The sequence below is a fragment of the Pseudomonas sp. R1-15 genome, assembly GCF_051132085.1.
GTDB lineage: Bacteria > Pseudomonadota > Gammaproteobacteria > Pseudomonadales > Pseudomonadaceae > Aquipseudomonas.
In genome coordinates this window covers 390166-411346 of the sequence record NZ_CP071660.1, presented here as the reverse complement: position 1 = coordinate 411346, position 21181 = coordinate 390166, and the positions used below count along the sequence as shown (strand labels likewise).

Sequence of the window (21181 nt, the reverse complement as noted above, 5' to 3'; positions counted from 1 at the left end):
CCACGGTTGGCCGGGAAATATTCGACCTACAGAGCCGCGTCGATTTTCTTGGCAGCGTCTTCGCTGACCCAGGCATGCCAGACTTCAGGATGTTCCTTCAGGAAGATCTTCGCCAGTTTCGGCGACTCGATCCGCTCTTTGGCCATGCGCCCGAGGTTCTGGTTCAGGATGTCGATCGGCAGGTTGACCTTTTCCAGCACTGCCACCAATTCCGGGGCTTCGTCATGGAAGGTCTTGGACAGGCCGACCTTGATGCTCACGCTTTTATCCACGCCCGGTTTTTCTTCGAGCTTCACCAGGTCGACCTGGCCCATCAGCGGTGTTGGCGACCAGTAGTAGAACAGGATCGGCTCGCCACGCTTGTAGCTCGACAGCACTGCCGCATCCAGGGCCGGGCCGGTGCCTGGGCGGAAGTTGGTGTAGGTTTTTTCCAGGCCGTAGCTTTTCAGCATTTCGCTGTTGTCCAGCTCGCAGGTCCAACCGGCCGGGCAGTTGTAGAAGCGGCCCTTGGACGGTTCCTCCTGATCCTTGAACACGGCGGCATATTGGCCCAGGTCGGCGATATTCTTCAGGCCCGGGGCCTTGGCTTCGAGCTTGCGCTTGGCATCACCTTCGATCACGTAGCGCGGCACGTACCAGCCTTCGATCGCGCCGACAACCGGTGCACCGACGCCCACCACCTTGCCGGCCTTCTCGGCCTTGTTCCACACCTCACTGCGGCCGACCCACTCTTCGGCGAACACCTGGATGTCGTTGCTGCTCAGGGCGTTCTCCATGGTGATGGAATTGCCTGGCAGGCTGTCGGTCTTGCAACCGTAGCCTTTTTCCAGCACCACTTGCATCACGTCGGTCAGCAGCATGCCGCTTTCCCAGTTCAGGCCGGCGAACTTCACCGATTTGCCCGACTCGCACCAGCCGGCCGCTTGCGTGGCGCCAGCGCTGGCCAGCAGGCCCATGGCAAGCAATGCGGTCAGCAGGGTCTTGTTCGATTTCATTGTGTGACGCTCCTAATCAGTTGGATTGGCTTACGGCAGTCAAGAGGCATCCAGCCCTGTCAACGTCCCATCAGACCGCTTGGATGCGGCCCGCCCTGCTCGGTTGTGCGTCAACCGCGTCCTGCTCGACCGGCAGGATCAATTGATCGGGTACTGCGCTGTGCCACTTTCTGGCGATGAGGTAATACAGCGCCGCCGGAACCACCAGACCGATGATCCACGAGATATCCACACCACCCATGGCTTTCACCAACGGGCCGGTATAGAACTTGGTGGCGATGAACGGCAACTGAACCAATACACCGAAGACGTAGACGCTGATGCCGAGGGCGTTCCAACGACCGTAGCGACCGTTCGGGTCGTTCAGTGCCGGCACGTCATAGCGCTCGCGCGTGATGCAGTAGTAGTCCACCAGGTTGATCGCGCTCCACGGCGTGAAGAATGCGAGCAAGAACAGGATGAAAGACTTGAACGCACCGAGGAACGAGTGCTGGCCGAGCAGCGCGATCAGGGTCGCGGCGCCGACGATGACCAGCACGAAGACCAGACGCTGCAACCGCGTTACGTTCAGGTGCCCGCGGAAACCGCTGATGATCGTCGCGATGCACATGAAGCTGCCGTAGGAGTTCAGCGTGGAGATGGTGACCTTGCCAAAGGCGATGCTGAAGTACAGCAGCGCAGCGGTGGCGCCGGTGCCTCCCAGGCCTACGATGTAGGCCACTTCGTGACCGGCGAACTGCCCGTTGGCCGAAGCGGCGGCAAACACGCCGAGGATCATCGCTACCTGCGCGCCGATGACGGAACCCGCGCCGGCGGCGAAAAAGGTTTTCACCGAGGACGTCTTGCTCGGCAGGTACCGCGAGTAGTCAGCCACGTAGGGGCCGAAGGCGATCTGCCAGGAGGCCGCGAGCGACACCGCCAGCAAGAAACTGCTCCAGCTGAAATGGCGAATTTGCAAGAGCGCGCCAACGTCCGTCTGGCTGATCAGGCGAGCGAACAGGTAGACAAAGGCAATCACACCAATGACGCTGGCGACCCGGCCAATGAAGTGGATCACCCGGTAACCGAGCACCGTCACCAGCACGATGACACTGGCGAAAATAAGGATGCCGAGACTGTCACTGACGCCAAACAACTGGCCCAGCGCCTGGCCGGAAAGCACGGTTCCCGTGGCGGTGAAACCCAGGTACATCAGGCACACCAGCACGATCGGGATGGCCGCGCCATACACACCGAACTGCACCCGGCTGGAGATCATCTGCGGCAGGCCCAGCTTGGGCCCTTGCGCGGCATGCAAGGCCATGACGCCACCGCCGAGCACCTGGCCGATCAGCAGACCGATCAACGACCAGAACACATCACCGCCAAGCACCACCGCCAACGCGCCGGTGACAATTGCAGTGATCTGCAGGTTGGCCCCCATCCAGAGGGTGAACTGGCTCAACAACCGACCGTGTCGCTCCGCTTCCGGGATGTAGTCGATCGATCGTTTCTCGATAAACGGCTTGCTGCTATCGCGTGTGCTGGTGACAGCCATGGTTCAACCTCTGTGGATTGTTCTGGTTCGGGCGATGCTTTTATGTGTGGGAGCGAGCCTGCTCGCGAAAGCGGTGTGTCATTCAACAGATGCCTCGCATGACAAGCCGCCTTCGCGAGCAGGCTCGCTCCCACCTGGGTTTTGCGTTTACTTACCAGTGATCATCGGCAGGTTCAGCCCCTGCTCCTTCGCGCAATCAATGGCAATCTGGTAACCGGCGTCGGCATGACGCATGACGCCAGTGCCCGGATCGTTATGCAGTACGCGGGCGATACGCTCGGCCGCTTCGTCGGTGCCGTCGCAGACGATCACCATGCCCGAGTGCTGGGAGAAACCCATGCCGACGCCACCACCGTGGTGCAGCGACACCCAGGTCGCGCCACTGGCGGTGTTGAGCAAGGCATTGAGCAGCGGCCAGTCGGAAACGGCGTCGGAGCCGTCCTGCATGGATTCGGTTTCACGGTTCGGGCTGGCAACGGAGCCGGAGTCCAGGTGGTCGCGGCCGATCACGATCGGCGCCGACAACTCACCGCTGCGCACCATCTCGTTGAAGGCCAGGCCCAACTTGGCGCGCTGGCCCAGGCCAACCCAGCAGATACGTGCCGGCAAGCCCTGGAAGCTGATGCGCTCGCGGGCCATGTCCAGCCAGTTGTGCAGGTGAGCGTCGTCGGGGATCAGTTCCTTGACCTTGGCGTCGGTCTTGTAGATGTCCTGCGGGTCACCCGACAGCGCGGCCCAGCGGAACGGGCCGATGCCCCGGCAAAACAGCGGACGGATATACGCCGGGACGAAGCCCGGGAAGTCGAAGGCATTCTCGACGCCCTCTTCTTGGGCCATCTGGCGGATGTTGTTGCCATAGTCGAAGGTTGGCACGCCCATTTTCTGAAAGGCCAGCATGGCTTTGACATGCACGGCCATCGATTGCTTGGCGGCTTTTACCACGGCAGCAGGTTCGGTCTTGGCGCGGGCGCGGTATTCGTCCCAGGTCCAGCCGGCCGGCAGGTAACCGTTGAGCGGGTCGTGGGCGCTGGTCTGGTCGGTGACCATGTCCGGGCGCACACCACGACGGACCATTTCAGGGAGTATTTCGGCGGCGTTCCCACACAACGCGATGGAAATTGCCTTGCCTTCGGCGGTGTATTTCTCGATGCGCGCCAGGGCGTCGTCGAGGTCTTTGGCTTGCTCGTCGACGTAGCGGGTTTTCAGACGGAAATCGATGCTGACCTGCTGGCATTCGATGTTCAGCGAGCACGCACCGGCCAAAGTCGCGGCCAGCGGTTGCGCGCCGCCCATGCCACCCAGGCCTGCGGTCAGGACCCAACGGCCCTTGAGGTTGGAATCGTAATGCTGGCGACCAGCCTCGACGAAGGTTTCATAAGTGCCTTGGACGATGCCCTGGCTGCCGATGTAGATCCAGCTGCCGGCGGTCATCTGGCCGTACATGGCCAGGCCCTTGGCGTCGAGTTCGTTGAAATGCTCCCAGCTGGCCCAGTGCGGCACCAGGTTGGAGTTGGCGATCAGTACGCGAGGAGCGTTGCTGTGGGTCTTGAATACGCCCACCGGCTTGCCGGATTGCACCAGCAGGGTTTCGTCGTCATTCAGGTTGGTCAGGCTTTCGACAATCTTGTCGTAGCATTCCCAGTTGCGCGCCGCGCGACCGATGCCACCGTAGACCACCAGTTCCTTGGGGTTCTCGGCCACTTCCGGGTCGAGGTTGTTCATCAACATCCGCAGCGGCGCTTCAGCCAGCCAGCTCTTGGCGGTCAGCGTGTTACCGCGAGGCGCGCGGATTTCAACGTCACGGTATTTTTCAGGTTTGCGGGTAGCGTCGGTCACAGCAAAAACTCCTCAGCGATCAATCCAGACCAGCCCGGGCAGTGGGCAGCGATTCAGCGAACGTTGCGTTGAATGCAGGCGACTCATACGCATACGTCTTTACTTGTATGTACAAGCATATGCAATCAAGCGGCCAACTTGTTGGAGCCGATGTTCAGGGACGGTTTGGGATAGAGCTCAAAGCCCTGTGATTGAAGGGCTGCCGAGCTGCATGAAATTTTTCAGAAGGGTTTTGGAGGGGGAAGTCGGAGGGACACAAAAGCGTGGTATTGCGCCACGCTGGGGCGTTCGGTAACAAGTTGGTGCGCATGGAGGGAACAATTAGGTGAGCTTTTGTGGCGAGGGAGCTTGCTCCCGCTGGGCCGGTCCGACGCCTCGGGTGAAGCAGACCTAAAAAACAGGGCCGCTGCGCGCCCCAGCGGGAGCAAGCTCCCTCGCCACAAGAGCGTTTTCGCCGGATTTTTAGTGGGCCGTCAGCTCAATCACGCAGCACTGACCGTGAATGGAGACATCCACCAGTGCGGTGTTACCGCTCAGTTGCAGACAATCGTAAAGCCCCAAGTCAACGGTGGACTCCCCGATCTTGATAGCCAACCCCGGAGCCGCACTGAACACCAACACCGTCCCCGCCTCGCTGAAAAACCGCTGCTGGCCGCCCAACCATTGCAATCGTGCACGGTAACGCTGTGGCGCGTAGATCAGGTTGAAGTCACGAATCGGCCCGCCCAGCAATGTGCATTGCACGTGGCTCTCACCGCTGAACGCAAACGGGTCCAGCGAATGCAGAGGCCGCGTGGCGTGGCCATCGACGTTAAGCGTCATCCCATCACCCTGCAAGACCGTGATGATCCGCTCGTAGCCCGCGAAGGTGGAGAAACCACCGGACTCACCAATATCGGCAATCGACAGGCGCCAGCCGAAACCTTCCAGGCCGGCGCCGGCATCGCGGGTGATTTCTTCCGTGCTGCCGCCACCGTTCTTCCAAGGCATGCGCGGGTAATCCGCGGCGCGTAACACCTTCAACTGGCTCATTTGTGGAAACGCCCTTCCAGACTGTGGCGCGAGCCCGGATGAATCAGGCGTGCGGCGGTCACCGGCTGGCGCCCCGACCAGGTGCGGCGACGAATCAACAGGCACGGCTCGCCCCTTTCGATCTGCAGCAACTTGCATTCGCTCGGCTCGGCCAGGATGGCTTCCACCACATGCTCCCCCTCGGTCAGCGGCGCGACCTGGTTCAGGTAGGCGTAAGGCGTTTGCTGGGTGAAGTCCTGCTTGAGATACTCGGGCGCCACCAGCGCGTTGACGAAACGGTCCTCGATTTGCACGGGGATATCGTTCTCGAAATGCACGATCAACGAGTGGAACACCTTCTGGCCTTCGCGCATATCCAGGGCCAGGGCACGTTCGGAGCCGGCGGCCTCCTCTTCCAGGGTAATCACCTTGCAGGTATGGCGATGACCCCGGGAGGCGATTTCATCGGCGATGTTGTGCACTTCGAACAGCGCGGACTGGCTCTTGGGCTCGGCGACGAACGTGCCGACACCCTGCATGCGCACCAACAGGCCATCGGCGGTCATCTCCCGCAGGGCACGGTTGATGGTCATGCGGCTGAAGCCCAACTGACTGACCAGTTCGCTTTCCGACGGCACGCGGTAGTGCGGCGGCCAGTTTCCACTGTCGATCTGCTGGGTAATCATCTGTTTGACGCGGGGCATACAAGGGCGCCGGACTGTCACCCATGGTTGCGGCCAGCGGCGGTTTGGCAGGCGGAGTCGGCACGGCGGTTCCCTGTTCTGCAAATTAGGTGGCTAGCTTGCCGGAGTTTACCGGCCAGGCAAACGTCTGTATATGTATATACAAATTTCACAGATGAGGGTCAACCATGTCCGCCTTCTTTGCCGAACGCGCGCTGCTGCCTAGTGGATGGGCCAATGATGTACGTCTTGAGGTCGATGCCAACGGCATCCTGACCCACATCCAGGCCGACGCCCACGCAGACGGCGCCGAACGACTGGACGGCCCGCTCTTGCCAGGCATGCCGAACCTGCATTCCCATGCTTTCCAGCGGGCCATGGCCGGACTGGCTGAGGTGGCCGGCAACCCCAACGACAGCTTCTGGACATGGCGTGACCTGATGTACCGCCTCGTCGGGAAAATCAGCCCCGGGCAACTCGGCATTATCGCCCGCCAGCTGTACATCGAAATGCTCAAGGCCGGCTACACCTCGGTCGCCGAGTTCCATTACGTGCACCATGACGTCGACGGCGCGCCCTACGCTGACCCGGCCGAACTGGCGCTGCGCATCAGCCAAGCCGCCAGCGCCGCCGGCATCGGCCTGACGTTGCTGCCGGTGCTCTACAGCCATTCCGGCTTCGGCGGCCAGGCGCCCAACGAGGGGCAGCGCCGGTTCATCAACAGCACCGAAAACTACCTGAAGCTTCAGGAGCGCTTGCAACCTGTCCTGGCCGGGCAAGCCAATCAGGCGCTGGGCTTGTGTTTCCACTCCTTGCGCGCCGTGACGCCCGGACAGATCAAGGACGTACTGGCCGCCAGTGATCGGCATTGCCCGGTGCATATCCACATCGCCGAACAGCAAAAGGAAGTCGACGATTGCCTGAGCTGGAGTGGCGCGCGGCCGCTGGAGTGGCTGTACGAGAATACCGAAGTCGACCAGCGCTGGTGCCTGGTTCACGCAACGCACGCCAACCCCCAGGAAGTCAGCCTCATGGCCAGGAGCCGGGCGATTGCCGGGTTGTGCCTGACCACTGAAGCCAATCTTGGCGACGGGATTTTCCCGGCCGTGGACTTCCTCGCCCAAGGTGGGCGGATGGGCATCGGTTCCGACAGCCATGTGTCGTTGAGTGTGGTGGAAGAGTTGCGTTGGCTGGAATACGGCCAGCGTTTGCGAGACCAGCGGCGCAACCGGTTGTATCGAACAGACCAACCGATGGTTGGGCGCACGCTGTATGACGCCGCGCTGGACGGTGGCGCCCAGGCCCTGGGACAACCCATCGGTGCTTTCGCAGTAGGGAAGCGCGCCGATTGGCTGGTGCTTGATGGCAACGATCCGTACCTGGCCACGGCCAACGGCGACGGTATTCTCAATCGTTGGCTGTTCGCCGGTGGCGATCGCCAGGTGCGGGATGTGATGGTGGGTGGCAAGTGGGTGGTGCGCGATGGGCGCCATGCCGGCGAAGAGGAAAGCGCACGGGCGTTCACCCAGGTGTTGCGCGAGCTGCTGGGCTGATCCTCATAACAACAATGTGGGAGCGAGCCTGCTCGCGAAGGCGGACCATCAATCAACTTATGTGTTGAATGTGAAGCCCTCTTCGCGAGCAGGCTCGCTCCCACAGATGTTACGGAGTCAGTCCGAAGTCTTCGCCATCTGCCGGTCCGATGCGCGCCAGACCAACCGCGTCGTGTCATAGCCCTGCTGGCGGGCCTTGCTCAGCAGTTCTTCACGCACATCCACCTTCACCGTCGGCGTGCGGGAGAGCAACCACATGTAGCGCCGGCTCGGGTCGCCGACGATGGCGGTCTTGTAGTCATCGCTGACGTACAACACCCAATATTCCCCTTTTGCCACGCCCGGCAGGATCCGCGAGAACCAGGTATCGAATTCGACCCAGAGCTTGTCGGTTTTACCCGGCACTTGCGGGTAAGCCGTGCCCCTGGCCTCTTCCCATTTCCAGTCGGAGGTCAGGCAGCGGTTGAATACGTCCATGTTGCCGTCAGGCTTGAGGGTGTAATGCGCTTCGGATTGCGCGCAGTTGCGCTGGAAGTACATCGGCAGGCGGGCCAGTTCGTACCAGGTCCCTTGGTACCGCTTGAGATTGACGCTGTTGACTGTCTTGGGCGCCAACGGGTCTACGCCAGAAGAGGCACAGCCGGCCAATACCAGGCCAGCCAAAAGCACAAAAACTAACCGCATCATTATTTTTTTCTCCCGTGGGCGCTTGGCCCCGGTTTACTTCAGGTTACTTCAGGCCTTGGCCGGAAAACATCAACACTTTGTCACCGGCATACTGCACGCTGATAAAGCTTTTCTGGTCGCCCCAGGTGCAGCTGGACATGCCGAGCGCGCCCGAACAATCAGTCGGTTTCCCCAGTAACGTTTCGACTTCGGCCTTGGGCATGCCAGCCGACAGCTTCGAATAGTTTTCCTGGTTAACCTTGCTGCATGCGGTCAAGACGACGCACACAAACAGCAGGGCGATGGATCGCAGCGACATGGTGTAACTCCTGGAGCAGAAGGGAGGTGGCAGGGTGCCAACCTGATCCTTAGAAGAGAAAACCCCTGTCTGGTTCCCTCGTGCCCCTGGTATTTATTGGCTGTGCAGCGGTGTTTCATCGGAAATCAACCGGTTTGTGACGCGGTCGTGCCTTTCGTCGGGATCGCCCCCTCCACGCCTGATGGGACGGGCTTTTGCGCCGATAAAAAGTAACAGCGCAAAATCTTGCACTATGGCAAATTGGCAGCCCTTCCTGACCCGTCCCTACGCGGTAGCGTTCTTAATGACCAGAAACATGAAATTCAGCCATAAAATCCTGCTGGCTGCCGCCCTTGTGGTGGCCGTCGCATTCGCCTGTTTCATCCTGTTCAACGACTATCGTCAACGACAAAGTCTCAACACCAGCACCGAGACGTCAATGCAGGAACTCGGCAACCTGACCAGTCGTAATATCCAGACATGGGTCGAAGGCCGAATCCAATTGCTGCAATCGCTGGCCCAGCAAATAGCCATCGACGGAAACAGTGCCGAGAGCCTGAAGCGCGCCGTGGGCCTGCCCGCCTACACCGGCAATTTCCAGCTCAGCTATTTCGGCGGTACCGACGGTGTGATGTTCTCGATACCGGCCGGTAATCGTGCCGCCGACTATGACCCGCGCGCCCGTGGCTGGTATAAGGCCGCCAATAGCGCCCAGCAGACCATCGTCACCGAGCCCTACATCGCGGCCTCGTCGGGCAAGCTGGTGATCACCGTTGCTACGCCGGTACAGCGTCAGAACCAGATGATCGGCGTGGCTGGCGCAGATATCGATCTGTCGAGCGTCAGCGCCATCATCAACTCGCTGAACTTCGGCGGCCATGGTCATGCGTTCATCGTCAGCGCCGACGGCAAGATCCTGATCCACCCCGACAGCAAGCGTGTCCTCAAGACGCTTGCCGAGGCCTACCCCAACGGCGCACCGCAAATCGGCCCGGGCCTGAAGGAAGTCGAACTCGACGGCAAGACCCAATTCATCTCCTTTACCCAGGTCAATGGCGTACCCGGTGCCAACTGGTACGTGGCGCTGGTGCTCGATAAAGACACCGCCCTGGCGATGCTCAGTGAGTTTCGCACCTCGGCGCTGATCGCCATGGTCATTGCCGTGGTGTTCATCATTGCCCTCCTGGGCATGCTGATCCGAGTGCTGATGCAACCGCTGCTGACCATGGGCCGCGCGATGCACGATATCGCCGAAGGCGAAGGCGACCTGACCCGCCGCCTGACCATTCATGGCCAGGACGAATTCGGCGCGCTGGGCACCTCGTTCAACCGCTTCGTCGAGCGTATCCATACCTCGATCCGCGAAGTGGCATCGGCGACCGGCCAGGTCAACGAAGTCGCCCTGCGGGTGGTCAGCGCGTCCAACTCGTCGATGTACAACTCCGACCAGCAGGCCTCGCGGACCAGCAGCGTGGCCGCGGCCATCAACCAGCTCGGCGCCGCCGCCCAGGAGATCGCCCAGAACGCCGCCCTCGCCTCGCAACATTCCAGCGAGGCCCGCAGCCTGGCCGAAGATGGCCAGCAAGTGGTGGATAAAACCATCACGGCGATGCAGCAGCTTTCGGCCAAGATCAGCGATTCGTGCGGCAACATCGAAACCCTGAACAGCAACACGGTGAACATCGGCCAGATCCTGGAAGTGATCACCAGCATTTCCCAGCAGACCAACCTGCTCGCCTTGAACGCTGCCATCGAAGCCGCCCGCGCCGGGGAAGCCGGTCGCGGTTTCGCGGTGGTTGCCGATGAAGTGCGCAACCTGGCCCACCGTACCCAGGATTCGGCGCAGCAAGTGCAGAAGATGATCGAAGAGTTGCAGGTCGGCGCGCGGGAAGCGGTACTGACCATGACCGACAGTCAGCGCCAGAGCGAAGGCAGCGTCAGCATCGCCAACCAGGCCGGCGAACGCCTGGGCAGCGTGACCCAGCGCATCGGTGAAATCGACGGCATGAACCAGTCCGTGGCGACCGCCACCGAAGAACAGACCGCCGTGGTGGAATCGATCAACGTCGACATCAACGAGATCAACACGCTAAACCAGGAAGGCGTGGAAAACCTGCAGGCCACCCTGCGTGCCTGTTCCGACCTGGAACAGCAGGCGGCGCGGTTGAAGCAATTGGTGGGTAGTTTCCGAATCTGATTTCTTGCGGGCCCCTTCGCGAGCAGGCTCGCTCCCACAGTTGACTGAGTTCTATCAGAGAAACGCGATCGACTGTGGGAGCGAGCCTGCTCGCGATGGCAATAGCGGCCACCACACCATTCAGAACCTGGACCCAGGCCTCTTCAGGAATTCCAGCTCCTCAGCCGTAGACTCTCGCCCCAACACCGCATTGCGATGGGGAAAGCGGCCAAACCGGGCAATGATCTTCTGATGCCGTTCGGCATAATCCAGGTTGTCCTCAAACACCGCACGCTGCGCCTCGGGCTGTTCTCGAACCAACTCGATGAACCGCGACACGGCTTCGTTCTGTACGGCGAGGTTTTCGCAGTGTTCGAGTACCAGATAAATGAATACGCGCTGGATGGGCTTGAGTTGCCGGTCGAAACCCGCCGCCAGTCCCTGTGCTACCAGCGCTTGGGCACGCAGATCGCCGGAAAAACCTTCGGGGGTGTTGCGATAGATCATCCGGGGAAGTTGATCCAGTAGCAGCACCAAGGCCAGCCAACCTTCCGGGCGTTGCGCCCAATCGGTCAATCCGCCGGCCAGTGCCTGCTCGACCTGATCACCGAAGCGCTCTTGCGCCTGGCGATCATGGCCTTTGCCGAACCATAGCTTGCCCTTGTCAGCCGCGATCTCATCTGGTTTTTCGGCTGTGCCAAACCACCAATCGAGCAACGGCTGCCAGGGCTCGGCCATGATTTATTCCTTGTGGTAGGCCGTGGCGCGGGCCACTTCTTCTTTCGAGCCGAGGAACACCGCTACGCGCTGGTGCAGGCCTTCAGGCTTGATGTCGAGAATGCGCTGGTGGCCATCGGTGGAAGCGCCACCGGCCTGCTCCACCAGGAACGACATCGGGTTGGCTTCGTACATCAGGCGCAGCTTGCCTGGCTTGGACGGCTCGCGGCTGTCGCGCGGGTACATGAACAAGCCGCCACGGGTCAGGATGCGGTGCACATCGGCAACCATCGCGGCGACCCAGCGCATGTTGTAGTTCTTCTTCAGCGGGCCTTCTTCGCCGGCCAGCAACTCGCTGACGTAGCGTTGTACCGGGGCTTCCCAGTGACGCTGGTTGGACATGTTGATGGCGAACTCCTGGGTGGTCTCAGGAATGGTGATGTCTTCGTGGGTCAGGACAAAACTGCCCATCTCGCGATCCAGGGTGAAGCCTTTCACGCCGTCGCCCAGGGTCAGTACCAGCATGGTCTGAGGCCCGTAGATGGCATAGCCGGCGGCGACCTGTTCGGTGCCTGGCTGCAGGAAGGCCTTTTCGTTCAGCGCTTCGTTCTGGCTCAGGTACTCGTTCGGGCAACGCAGTACCGAGAAGATGGTGCCGACCGGCGCGTTGATGTCGATGTTCGACGAGCCGTCCAACGGGTCGAACACCAGCAGGTAGGCGCCCTTGGGATACTTGCCCGGGATCTGGTAGGCATTGTCCATTTCCTCGGACGCCATGCCGGCCAGGTGACCGCCCCACTCGTTGGCTTCGAGCAGGATTTCGTTGGACAGTACGTCGAGCTTCTTCTGCACTTCGCCCTGCACGTTCTCGGTGCCCATGCTGCCAAGGACACCACCCAGCGCGCCCTTGGAGACGGCGTGGCTGATTTCCTTGCACGCACGCGCCACCACTTCGATCAAAAAGCGCAGATCGGCAGGGGTATTGTTGCTGCGGGTCTGCTCAATCAAATAGCGACTCAAGGTAACGCGGGACATGGACGGCTCCGAAGAATAGGGGGCGGAAAACCCGCGCAGTTTAGCGCGAGTCGGGAGTTAATTCCTCCTATGAGACGGGATATGGAGGATTGAGTTCACGGGGTGTCGGTTCGCTTGGGTATTTCTATTGATTGGCAGGACGTCATCGCGAGCAGGCTCGCTCCCACAGTTGACCGAGTTGTTCCGACGAACGCGGTTTATTGTGGGAGCGAGCTTGCTCGCGATGAACACACCTCAGTTCTTGACCGGTGGCTTGCGCAACAGGCTGAACGCCATCGCTGCGAGGAACAGCACACTCAGCAGCAAGACCGCCCACAAGCCGATTTTTTTCCAGTTGGTCTCGACGGGCGCAGGCGTGGTTTCGACTCTCGGGGTCGACGTGGCCGTGCCGTTCACCGTTGCCGTACCCAACGTCGCCAGCCGTGAAGGTTTGTAGTCGGGCACCAGCGTAGTCAACGGCAAACTGGCCGCCTTGACTGTCGAGCTGCCCAGCGCCAGGCGCCAGGGGCCCTCGCCGCGCGCCAGGAACACCACCTGGGTCGGACGCACGGCAAAGCGCAGGGCCGGGGCCTCGGCGCCCAGGCCACCGCCGCGCTCGTCCACCGTCAGCTTAAGCTGTTGAACGGTCTGGCCGGACAGTTGCAGCTGGTTTTGCAACACGTCCTGGCCATTCTGGGTCAGGCGATAGAGCAGACCGCTGCCCATCGGCTGCCAGGGTTGGCTGCTTTCGCGGCGACCGGCCAGGGTCGCCGGCGCCAGGGTGTTGGCCTGGCTCAACTCGATCTGCACCTGTTCGACGTTCAACCCCATGGGTAACTGCCAGGTGTATTCGCCGGCCTTGGTCGTGCCACCGGCCAGCGGCTGCGACCAGACCAACGGCAGTGGCAGGCTTTCGCGGCTGGCGCTTTGCAGCTGGGCCGAGGTCAATACGGGCGCCGAGGACGGCGAATCCCACAGCAGTCGCAAGTAGCGCGCCGACTGCCCCGGCAAGCTCACCTCATGCTGCTCGACCCGTTCATCGGCAAACGTCAGCCGCGCGATCTGGCCTTCGCCCCACGGCTGCCAGTGCTGCAAGTCGTCGCTGGCTTCGATGGTGAAACGCTGGAAGCCATCGCGCTCGCTGGTCCAGTCGAGGATCAGTTGCTGCAACGGCGCCTTGATCGCGCTGGCGTCCAGCAACCAGCCGCGCAACTCTTCCTCGCCCGCCTCGAGCCGACTGGACGGCTGGACTTCCACCAGCGTGCCGTTGGCGTTCGATTGCACACGCACGCTGGGCGCACGCTCGCTGTCATCGGCGGCGTTGTACAGCGGGAACCATTTCACATCGGTGAGCGTGCGACTTTCCCGGCTCTGCGCCGACTCGCGAACCAATGCGTAGGCCTGGGCCTGGCCCGCCGCGTTGAAGACCCGCAAGTCGCTCAGGTCGGTCTGGCGCGCCTGCAACTGGACGTCCAGCGGCAACGCCAGGCGATACCACGGCCCCTCGCCGCTCAAGGCCAACGGCACCTGATGGGCGAAGTCTTGCGGTTGTTCCTGTGCCGCGGCCGACATGGCCACCCACAATCCCACCACGCCCAGCCCGATTCGACTCAACTTGCGACTCAAGATGACACTCCCTCACTGACAGGCATCGGCGGCTCGGCATCCACGGCCGGCTCCGGGCGTTTGGGCGGCAGCGGCGCAAAGTAGCCGACCACCAACAGCAACACGCCCACGCCGATGAACGACACGATCCGCGCCAGACCACCACGGTTACTCAATTCGACAAAGAACAACTTGGCCACCACCACCGCAATCAACGCCGCGCCGATCAGCCACACCTCGCGACGATGCCGCAGGTGTCCGCCAATCATCAGGCCCAGGGCGATCAGGGTCCAGACAATGGACAATCCGGCCTGCACGAACATCGATTCAAGCAATGCATCCAGCTCGAACGGCACATCCATCCACTGGTGCGCAGTGCGCATCACCAAGGCGGTGAAGAACGCGAACAGCGACACACCGGCGATCAACTGAGCGACCTGTCCGATCCGACTCCAGCGGTTCGTCGTTTGCTCCACGGCATTGCGGGCCCACACATAGATACCGAACAAGGCGAACAGCAGACCCAGTTCCAACGGATTGAGCAACGGCACATAAGGCAGCGGCTCCGAGTTGCCATCACTGAAGGTGTTTGTCAGCCAGAACCAACCGAGCATCAACAATGCCATGGGCGCCGCCGCGTAGACGCGGTATTCGCGCGGTTGGGCCGAGACCGGCCACGGCAAGGTACGCGGCGTGGCCATCAGCACCAGGTAGAGGCCTGGCAGGATCGCCCAGGCCAACCACCGCCAGGCATTGTACTGCTCGGACAGCAACAGCAGGCCGTAACGCAACTCCAGCATCAGCACGGCCATCAATAACCAGCAACCGAGCACATGGGCCGTGCTGCGCGCCTGGGTCGGCAGCGTCGCGGCCAGGCGCTTGAGCGACAGGAAATGCACGGCAAATACCGCCAGCCAGGCCAGCCAGCCGAAATCCGCCGCCGGGTGATAACGGCTGTGCCCGATCGCCACCAGCACACAGCCTGCTGCTGGAATCAACAAGGTGCAGAGCAATCCCATTGCCGCCCACTTCAAGCGCAGCGCCGCAACGGTCCACACCGCCACACTGGCGGCCGCGACAATCAACAACAAACTGCCCTGCAGGTTCTGCGGGGCAAAGCGCAGCACTTCGCTGGCCCACGCCAGCGCCCACCAACCGGCGCCCCAGATCAGCAGCAGCTCGGACAGGCGCTGCAAACTCAAGGCATCGAGTTCCCGCGCCGCGTGCGCCTTTTGCAGACGCCATGCGCCCACCAGCGCAGCCAGCCCCAGCACCAACGGTGTCCAGAATCCGCTGTGGGCCAAGGGACGCAGATCCTCGGCATCAAGCGAGCCCAGCAGCGCCGGCCCGGCCATCAAGAAAGCCGCACCGCCAATCACTTGCAGCAGCAGGCCAAAGACAAAGCTCACGCGCTGCTTCAGGTACAGGCTCAGCCAGATGATCAACAGACCACTGGCCGCCCACACGCCGCTCGCCGTTTGCCAGGGCAACACGAACAGCACCGCAAGATTGATCAACACCAACCCGGCCAGCAACACCACCGACAAGCCGCGCAGCAAGCGCACATCGTTGCGCACCATGTCGTCGCGCGCCGCCAGCAACATACCGCCGATCAATGCCAGGCCGATCAACGAGGCGCTGAGCAGACCGCTCCAACCAGCGTTGAACACCGCCGCCGAATCGCCTTCGGCGCCTTGCAGACGCAGCAGGAACAGCGCACCGCCGAGCAGTTGCACGGCGAACGCGGTAAACAGGAAGCTGCGTGATTGCAGGCGCAGGCCGACGAACAGCGTCGCCAGCCCGGCCAGTGCCCAGGCGATGGCAGTGCCATGAATAAATAAAAACAGCGGTGCCAGCAGGTAGAGGAAGCCAAGCCCCAGCACCGCCAGCACGGGTTGCCCGCGCAGCTCCCAACTTGCGGCGTGCCCGGGCTCGGCCTGGCGCAGTTGGTAGAAGCTGAACAGCAAGGCACCACCGAGCATCAACGCGCCCAGCCACGAACCTTCCAGCAGGCTACCTTCGCCGCTATGCAGTTCGCTGACGAAGGCCAGCGCCGACCCCAATTGCAGCAACAGGGCAAAGATTCGCGCAAAAGGTCGCTGCTGACGCAGGCCGAGCCAGAAGATCCCGGCGCCTTCCACCGCCCACGCTGCGGCAGTCCAACGGGCGTCGAGGCCAAGGGGAATCGCCAGGCTGGTGAAAATCACGCCTAGGGCGAGGCAGGTTTCGGCCAGCAATACAGCGCGCCCGCCCATCAATACGCGGGCCAGCCCCATGTAGATCATGCCCAGGGCCAGGGCGCTGAAGGCGGCGGCGAATTCCAGATGCTGCACCAACGCGAACTGCAAGCCGAAGCCCACCAGCGGCGGACCGAACAGCATGCTGCCGTCCACGTAGTCACCCTTGCGCGCCGACCAGCGCAGCAGCGCCTGGCGGCTGTCATCTTCAGGCGCATCGCTCATTTCCAGCAGCTTGCGCCGGGTGAACAGCAACCCGATCGCCAGGTACATCAGGAAGAACACCATGAGGAACGGCTCAGTGCTCCAGAGCAGCTCCGGCGTATAGGAACGCAGGCCCCAGGCGAAACCGATGCCGAAAGTGCCGACGAAGCCGATCAGGTTGAGCAGGCGCCAGGCGCGGAACCAGGCAATCGCGAAGATGCCGGTATTGAGCAGGATGAAATAGCTGAACAGCGCGACATGGTTGCCGCTGCCGGTGGAGGTCAGGATCGGCGCGGCGAAGCCGCCCAGTGCGGCAGCTGCCGCCAGCCCCAGGGCATTCTGGGTAACGGCCAGGATCGCGGAAAACACCGTGACTGCAACCAACAGGCCCAGGGCAGCCTTGGAATCGAGCAGCGGGTGCAGGCGCATGGCAGCGAACACGGTCAGGTATAGCACCGCGATCCCCGTCCCTTGCAACATCAACGCATAGTTGCTGTTGCGATGGCGCAACCACCAGCCCAGGCCCAACAGGCCCAAGGCACTGGCCGCGACGCCGGCGTAACGCAACTCGATCGGCACTACCATGCCTTCGGTGGCGTAGCGCAGCAGGAAGGCCAGGCCGAGGAACAACAGCACCACGCCGACCCGCAGCACGGTGTTGCCGCCAAACAGCCAGTTGCGCGCGCCCGTCCAGGCACGATCGATCAGATTCGGACCGCGAGGCGCCGCCGGCTCGGTAGTCCTCGGTTCCAGGGGCAGAGGTTCGAAGTCGCGGGTTGCGCGCCGACTGGATGTTTCGGGCGCGGGTTTCCAAACGTCATCGGGTAACGGCTGGCTGGCCTGGGTGGCCATCGCGGGGATTGGTTCGAGTTCTGGCGGCAGTTGCCAGATGAGCTCCGGCTCGGTGCGCGCCTCGGGCTTCGCCGCTTGGGCAACGACGATTTCCGGCGCTGGAGCCGGTTCACTCGGTTCGGCCACGTTGCCGCGTTCGAGCACCGCCAGACGCGCTTCCAGCGTGAGCAAGCTGCGTTGGGCTTCTTGCAGCAGGATCTGTTGCTTGGCGGCCTGGATACCCAGGCGTCCCAGTCGAAACGACTGGGCGATGCCAAGCCCCACCAGCGCACCGATCAGCGCGTCGGCAAACGACTCTTCCACCACCCAGCCGAGTGCCAGGCCCAACAGTGTCAAAATCCATTGCATATGGTCGATATCCCTAGGCGGCCCGTTGCGGGCATGACCGGGGTGATGTGGGGTCTGGCTCAGTCTAGTAGCACGGCACATACCTTGTGGGAGCGAGCCTGCTCGCGAAGAGGGCCTCAGACCCAACATCGAAGTTGGCTGAGAAACCGCTTTCGCGAGCAGGCTCGCTCCCACAGGGCTACTTTTGACTGAGCTGCGACACCGCAGCCCGGCGAAACTGACGCCTAGTATATCGACGAAGCCCTACCGCCGTTGGGCTTCGCTCACATTTCTTGCAACAGTCAGTCCAGGGCCTTCCAGATATCGGTGGCGTATTCGCGAATGGTCCGGTCCGAGGAGAACCAGCCCATGCGCGCGGTGTTGAGCACCGCCGAGCGCCACCATTGCTTGGGATCGTGCCACCTCTCCTCGACTTTGGCCTGGGCGTTCCAGTAGGCGTCGAAATCGGCACAGACCAGGAAGCGGTCGTAATCCACCAGCGAGTCCACCAGCCCGGTGTAGCGCATCGGATCGTCAGGCGAGAACACCCCGCCACGAATCGCTTGCAGCACATCGTTGAGGCGATGGGATGCGGCGATGTCCGGCGCGGCACTGAATTCGCCGTTGCGCTTGCGCGCTTCCACCTGCTCGGCGGTCAGGCCGAAGATGAACATGTGCTCGCCACCGACGCGGTCATGCATTTCCACGTTGGCGCCGTCCATCGTGCCGATGGTCAGCGCGCCGTTGAGGCCGAACTTCATGTTGCTGGTACCCGAGGCCTCGAAACCGGCCGTGGAAATCTGCTCCGACAGGTCCGCCGCCGGAATGATGCTTTCGGCCAGGCTGACGTTGTAGTTGGGCAGGAACACCACTTTGAGCAAGCCGCGCACGGTCGGGTCGTTGTTGACCACCCGGGCGATGTCGTTGGTCAGCTTGATAATCAGCTTGGCCTGGTGATAACTGGCGGCGGCCTTGCCGGCGAAGATCTTCACCCGCGGCACCCAATCCACCTCAGGCTCGGCGCGGATCGCCTGGTACAGCGCCACGGTGTGCATCAGGTTGAGCAACTGGCGTTTGTACTCGTGGATCCGCTTGACCTGCACGTCGAACATCGCCGCCGGGTTGACGGCAATGCCCAGCCGCTCGTGGATCAGGTAGGCCAGGGCTTTCTTGCTGTGCAGGCGCTGCTCGGCGAATTGCTTACGAAACGCCGGTTTGTCGGCAAACGGCTCCAGTTCGATCAGCCGCTCCTCGGGGTTGTCGAGCACGCTCGGGCCGAGGGCGTCGACCATCATCGAGGTCAGTTCGGCGTTGGCCTGGAACAGCCAGCGGCGGAAAGTGATGCCGTTGGTCTTGTTGTTGATCCGGTCCGGGTAAAGTTTGTGCAGCTCAGAAAATACGGTGCTCCGCATCAGTTGCGTGTGCAGTCCGGACACGCCGTTGACGCTGTGGGAACCGAGGAACGCGAGGTTACCCATGCGCACCCGGCGACCGTTGTCTTCTTCGATCAGCGACACCGAGCGCAACACGTCGAAATCGTGCACGCCCTTGGCCCGCAGCGAATCGATATGCTGGGCGTTAATCAGGTAGATGATCTGCATGTGCCGCGGCAACATGCGCTCCATCAGCCCCACCGGCCAGGTTTCCAGGGCTTCAGGCAGCAGCGTGTGGTTGGTGTAGGAGAGCGTGTCCTGGGTGATCTGCCAGGCCGCGTCCCACGCCACGTCGTAGACGTCCACCAGCTGGCGCATCAGCTCAGCCACGGCAATCGACGGGTGGGTGTCGTTGAGCTGGATCGCCGCGTGATCGCCCAGGGTCAGTACCGAGGTGTGCATGTTGCGATGGCGGCGCAGCAAATCCTGCAGCGAAGCAGCGACGAAAAAATATTCCTGGCGCAGGCGCAGTTCCTGGCCGGCTTCGGTGCTGTCGGCGGGATACAGCACGCGCGAAATACTCTCGGCGCGGGCCACTTCCGCTACGGCGCCGAGGTGGTCGCCAGCGTTAAAGCGCTCCAGGTGCAGGTCTTCCACGGCTCGGGCGCGCCACAGCCGCAGGGTATTGACGCTGGCACCACGCCAGCCGACGACCGGCGTGTCATAGGCAATCGCCCGCACGGTTTCGGCCGGAGACCAGACCTGCCGGGTCTTGCCGGTGTCGTCGGTGACCGTTTCGACGCTGCCGCCGAAACCGATCGGGTAGACGACCTCCGGACGCTCGAATTCCCACGGGTTGCCGAAGTCCAGCCAGTGTTCGGTCTGCTCCTGTTGCCAGCCGTCGACAATCGCCTGGCGGAACAGGCCGTGCTCGTAACGAATGCCATAACCATGGCCGGCGATACCGAGGGTCGACATGCTTTCCATGAAGCACGCCGCCAAACGGCCGAGACCGCCGTTGCCCAAGGCCGCGTCGGGCTCCAGCAGACGGATGCGCTCAAGGTCCACACCCAGCTCGGTCAAGGCTTCGCGGGCGGTGTCCAGCAAGCCGAGGTTGCTCAGGCTGTCGTACAGCAGCCGGCCGATGAGAAACTCCAGGGAGAGGTAGTAGACGCGCTTCTGGCCCTTTCGGTAGATCTGCCGCGTATGGTCCATCCAGTGTTCGACCATATGGTCTCGGGCAGCGAGGGCGATGGCTTCGAACCAATCGTGATCAAACGCATGATCGGGGTCCTTGCCGACGGCATAAGTGAGTTTGGTCAACACGGCGTCGCGAAAAGCCGCAACCTCGGCTTCGCGAACAAGTGGTTCTTGAGTCATTGATGAGACCTCGAACGAGCATGGAAATGTCTGAGCCTAGACGGTCTGACAGACGGTACGGGCTCTTGGTTCGGTGGTTTTTCCCCGGTGTCGGAGAATCGCCGCCAGAGAATTGCCAGATAGCCGAGTGAATGCAGGGGCCGTGCCGGTCCAGGCGGGGTTTTGCCGCGAGGTAAAAAAAACCGGCAGATGGTCGTTCAAAATTTCACCAGTCCCGGTATGATCGCGCGCCCTGATGCATGCTGGTAAACCGTGATGATGAAGCCCAACCTGATCGCCGCCGCGGAGATCGACCGACTCGATACCTGGGCGAAGTATTCCGCCCCGATGTGCGGTTCCTGCGTGTCGAGCTGCTGCACGCTGCCGGTGGAGGTCAAGATCAAGGACCTGATCCGCATCGGCATCGTCGATGAGTTCGAGCTGGGCGACCCGCCGAAAAACATCGCCAAGCGCCTGCAAAAGGAAGGGATCGTCGAGCGCTACAACCAGAAATCGGAAATCTTCACGCTCCAGCGCATGAGCAACAACGATTGCCTGTATCTGGACCGCAAGAGCCGGCTGTGCACCATTTACGAAAAGCGCCCGGACACCTGCCGCAATCATCCACGGGTCGGGCCACGGCCGGGGTATTGCGCCTACAAGCCCAAGGAAGTGGAGCGCGAGCGTAATCCGCGGACGCTGGATCGATTTTGATCGACTGATGGTTTAGCGGCGCCT

Annotated in this window: 14 protein-coding genes and 1 pseudogene; 3 read left to right on the top strand and 12 right to left on the bottom strand. The window is 62.0% G+C overall.

From position 1 onward, the window contains the following. Positions 1–26: 26 nt before the first annotated feature. The 5 genes and pseudogenes from J3P97_RS01780 to hutC form a co-directional block, all read right to left on the bottom strand. Positions 27–995, bottom strand: a complete 969-nt coding sequence (locus tag J3P97_RS01780; protein WP_434673345.1) for an ABC transporter substrate-binding protein — start codon at positions 993–995, stop codon at positions 27–29. Positions 996–1065: 70 nt separating this feature from the next. Further along, positions 1066–2532, bottom strand: coding sequence for a purine-cytosine permease family protein (locus tag J3P97_RS01775; protein WP_434673344.1), 1467 nt, complete (start codon positions 2530–2532; stop codon positions 1066–1068). 147 nt (positions 2533–2679) lie between these two features. Then, the gene (gene hutU, locus J3P97_RS01770; RefSeq protein WP_434673343.1) at positions 2680–4368 is read right to left on the bottom strand and encodes a urocanate hydratase; all 1689 of its coding nucleotides are present in this window, start codon (positions 4366–4368) and stop codon (positions 2680–2682) included. A 462-nt stretch (positions 4369–4830) separates the two neighbouring features. Further along, the gene (locus tag J3P97_RS01765; RefSeq protein ID WP_434673342.1) at positions 4831–5400 is read right to left on the bottom strand and encodes a HutD/Ves family protein; all 570 of its coding nucleotides are present in this window, start codon (positions 5398–5400) and stop codon (positions 4831–4833) included. Then, positions 5397–6108, bottom strand: a pseudogene (gene hutC / locus J3P97_RS01760) (histidine utilization repressor). The gene J3P97_RS01765 and the pseudogene hutC overlap by 4 nt, the downstream one beginning before the upstream one ends. A 142-nt stretch (positions 6109–6250) precedes the next feature. Here hutC and J3P97_RS01755 point away from each other — a divergent pair. Next, positions 6251–7615: a formimidoylglutamate deiminase gene (locus J3P97_RS01755; protein WP_434673341.1), complete on the top strand. Its 1365-nt coding sequence runs from the start codon at positions 6251–6253 to the stop codon at positions 7613–7615. 117 nt (positions 7616–7732) lie between these two features. On the opposite strand, the gene J3P97_RS01750 is transcribed toward J3P97_RS01755, so the two are convergent. After that, positions 7733–8302: a lipocalin family protein gene (locus tag J3P97_RS01750; protein ID WP_434570215.1), complete on the bottom strand. Its 570-nt coding sequence runs from the start codon at positions 8300–8302 to the stop codon at positions 7733–7735. A gap of 43 nt (positions 8303–8345) precedes the next feature. Continuing rightward, entirely contained in the window at positions 8346–8600 is a 255-nt protein-coding gene (locus tag J3P97_RS01745; protein WP_092328762.1) for a hypothetical protein, read from the bottom strand. Positions 8601–8883: 283 nt separating this feature from the next. Here J3P97_RS01745 and J3P97_RS01740 point away from each other — a divergent pair, with 283 nt between their 5' ends. After that, the gene (locus tag J3P97_RS01740; protein WP_434673340.1) at positions 8884–10776 is read left to right on the top strand and encodes a methyl-accepting chemotaxis protein; all 1893 of its coding nucleotides are present in this window, start codon (positions 8884–8886) and stop codon (positions 10774–10776) included. A gap of 120 nt (positions 10777–10896) precedes the next feature. Here the strand turns inward: J3P97_RS01740 and J3P97_RS01735 are convergent, their stop codons facing one another. From J3P97_RS01735 to J3P97_RS01715, 5 genes are all read right to left on the bottom strand, one after another. Then, positions 10897–11493, bottom strand: coding sequence for a DUF924 family protein (locus J3P97_RS01735; protein ID WP_434570221.1), 597 nt, complete (start codon positions 11491–11493; stop codon positions 10897–10899). 3 nt (positions 11494–11496) lie between these two features. Next, entirely contained in the window at positions 11497–12507 is a 1011-nt protein-coding gene (locus tag J3P97_RS01730; RefSeq protein WP_030141457.1) for a class 1 fructose-bisphosphatase, read from the bottom strand. Between the two features lie 234 nt (positions 12508–12741). Next, entirely contained in the window at positions 12742–14058 is a 1317-nt protein-coding gene (locus J3P97_RS01725; protein ID WP_434674496.1) for a DUF3999 domain-containing protein, read from the bottom strand. Positions 14059–14108: 50 nt separating this feature from the next. After that, positions 14109–17732, bottom strand: coding sequence for a DUF2339 domain-containing protein (locus J3P97_RS01720; RefSeq protein WP_434673339.1), 3624 nt, complete (start codon positions 17730–17732; stop codon positions 14109–14111). 281 nt (positions 17733–18013) lie between these two features. After that, on the bottom strand, positions 18014–20464 hold the full coding sequence (locus J3P97_RS01715; protein ID WP_434570225.1) for a glycogen/starch/alpha-glucan phosphorylase: 2451 nt from the start codon (positions 20462–20464) through the stop codon (positions 18014–18016). 255 nt (positions 20465–20719) lie between these two features. On the opposite strand from J3P97_RS01715, the gene J3P97_RS01710 reads away from it, so the two are divergent. Further along, a complete protein-coding gene (locus tag J3P97_RS01710) occupies positions 20720–21157 on the top strand; it encodes a YkgJ family cysteine cluster protein (RefSeq protein ID WP_024778075.1) in 438 nt (145 codons plus the stop codon). The last annotated feature ends 24 nt before the right edge of the window (positions 21158–21181 follow it).

Coding starts and splice junctions, on each gene's coding strand:
- J3P97_RS01715 (WP_434570225.1), bottom strand. CDS start 20,464: ATGACTCAAGAACCACTTGTTCGCGAAGCCGAGGTTGCGGCTTTTCGC.
- J3P97_RS01745 (WP_092328762.1), bottom strand. CDS start 8,600: ATGTCGCTGCGATCCATCGCCCTGCTGTTTGTGTGCGTCGTCTTGACC.
- J3P97_RS01775 (WP_434673344.1), bottom strand. CDS start 2,532: ATGGCTGTCACCAGCACACGCGATAGCAGCAAGCCGTTTATCGAGAAA.
- J3P97_RS01755 (WP_434673341.1), top strand. CDS start 6,251: ATGTCCGCCTTCTTTGCCGAACGCGCGCTGCTGCCTAGTGGATGGGCC.
- J3P97_RS01765 (WP_434673342.1), bottom strand. CDS start 5,400: ATGAGCCAGTTGAAGGTGTTACGCGCCGCGGATTACCCGCGCATGCCT.
- J3P97_RS01740 (WP_434673340.1), top strand. CDS start 8,884: ATGACCAGAAACATGAAATTCAGCCATAAAATCCTGCTGGCTGCCGCC.
- J3P97_RS01780 (WP_434673345.1), bottom strand. CDS start 995: ATGAAATCGAACAAGACCCTGCTGACCGCATTGCTTGCCATGGGCCTG.
- J3P97_RS01750 (WP_434570215.1), bottom strand. CDS start 8,302: ATGATGCGGTTAGTTTTTGTGCTTTTGGCTGGCCTGGTATTGGCCGGC.
- J3P97_RS01735 (WP_434570221.1), bottom strand. CDS start 11,493: ATGGCCGAGCCCTGGCAGCCGTTGCTCGATTGGTGGTTTGGCACAGCC.
- J3P97_RS01720 (WP_434673339.1), bottom strand. CDS start 17,732: ATGCAATGGATTTTGACACTGTTGGGCCTGGCACTCGGCTGGGTGGTG.
- J3P97_RS01725 (WP_434674496.1), bottom strand. CDS start 14,058: ATGTCGGCCGCGGCACAGGAACAACCGCAAGACTTCGCCCATCAGGTG.
- J3P97_RS01730 (WP_030141457.1), bottom strand. CDS start 12,507: ATGTCCCGCGTTACCTTGAGTCGCTATTTGATTGAGCAGACCCGCAGC.
- J3P97_RS01710 (WP_024778075.1), top strand. CDS start 20,720: ATGATGAAGCCCAACCTGATCGCCGCCGCGGAGATCGACCGACTCGAT.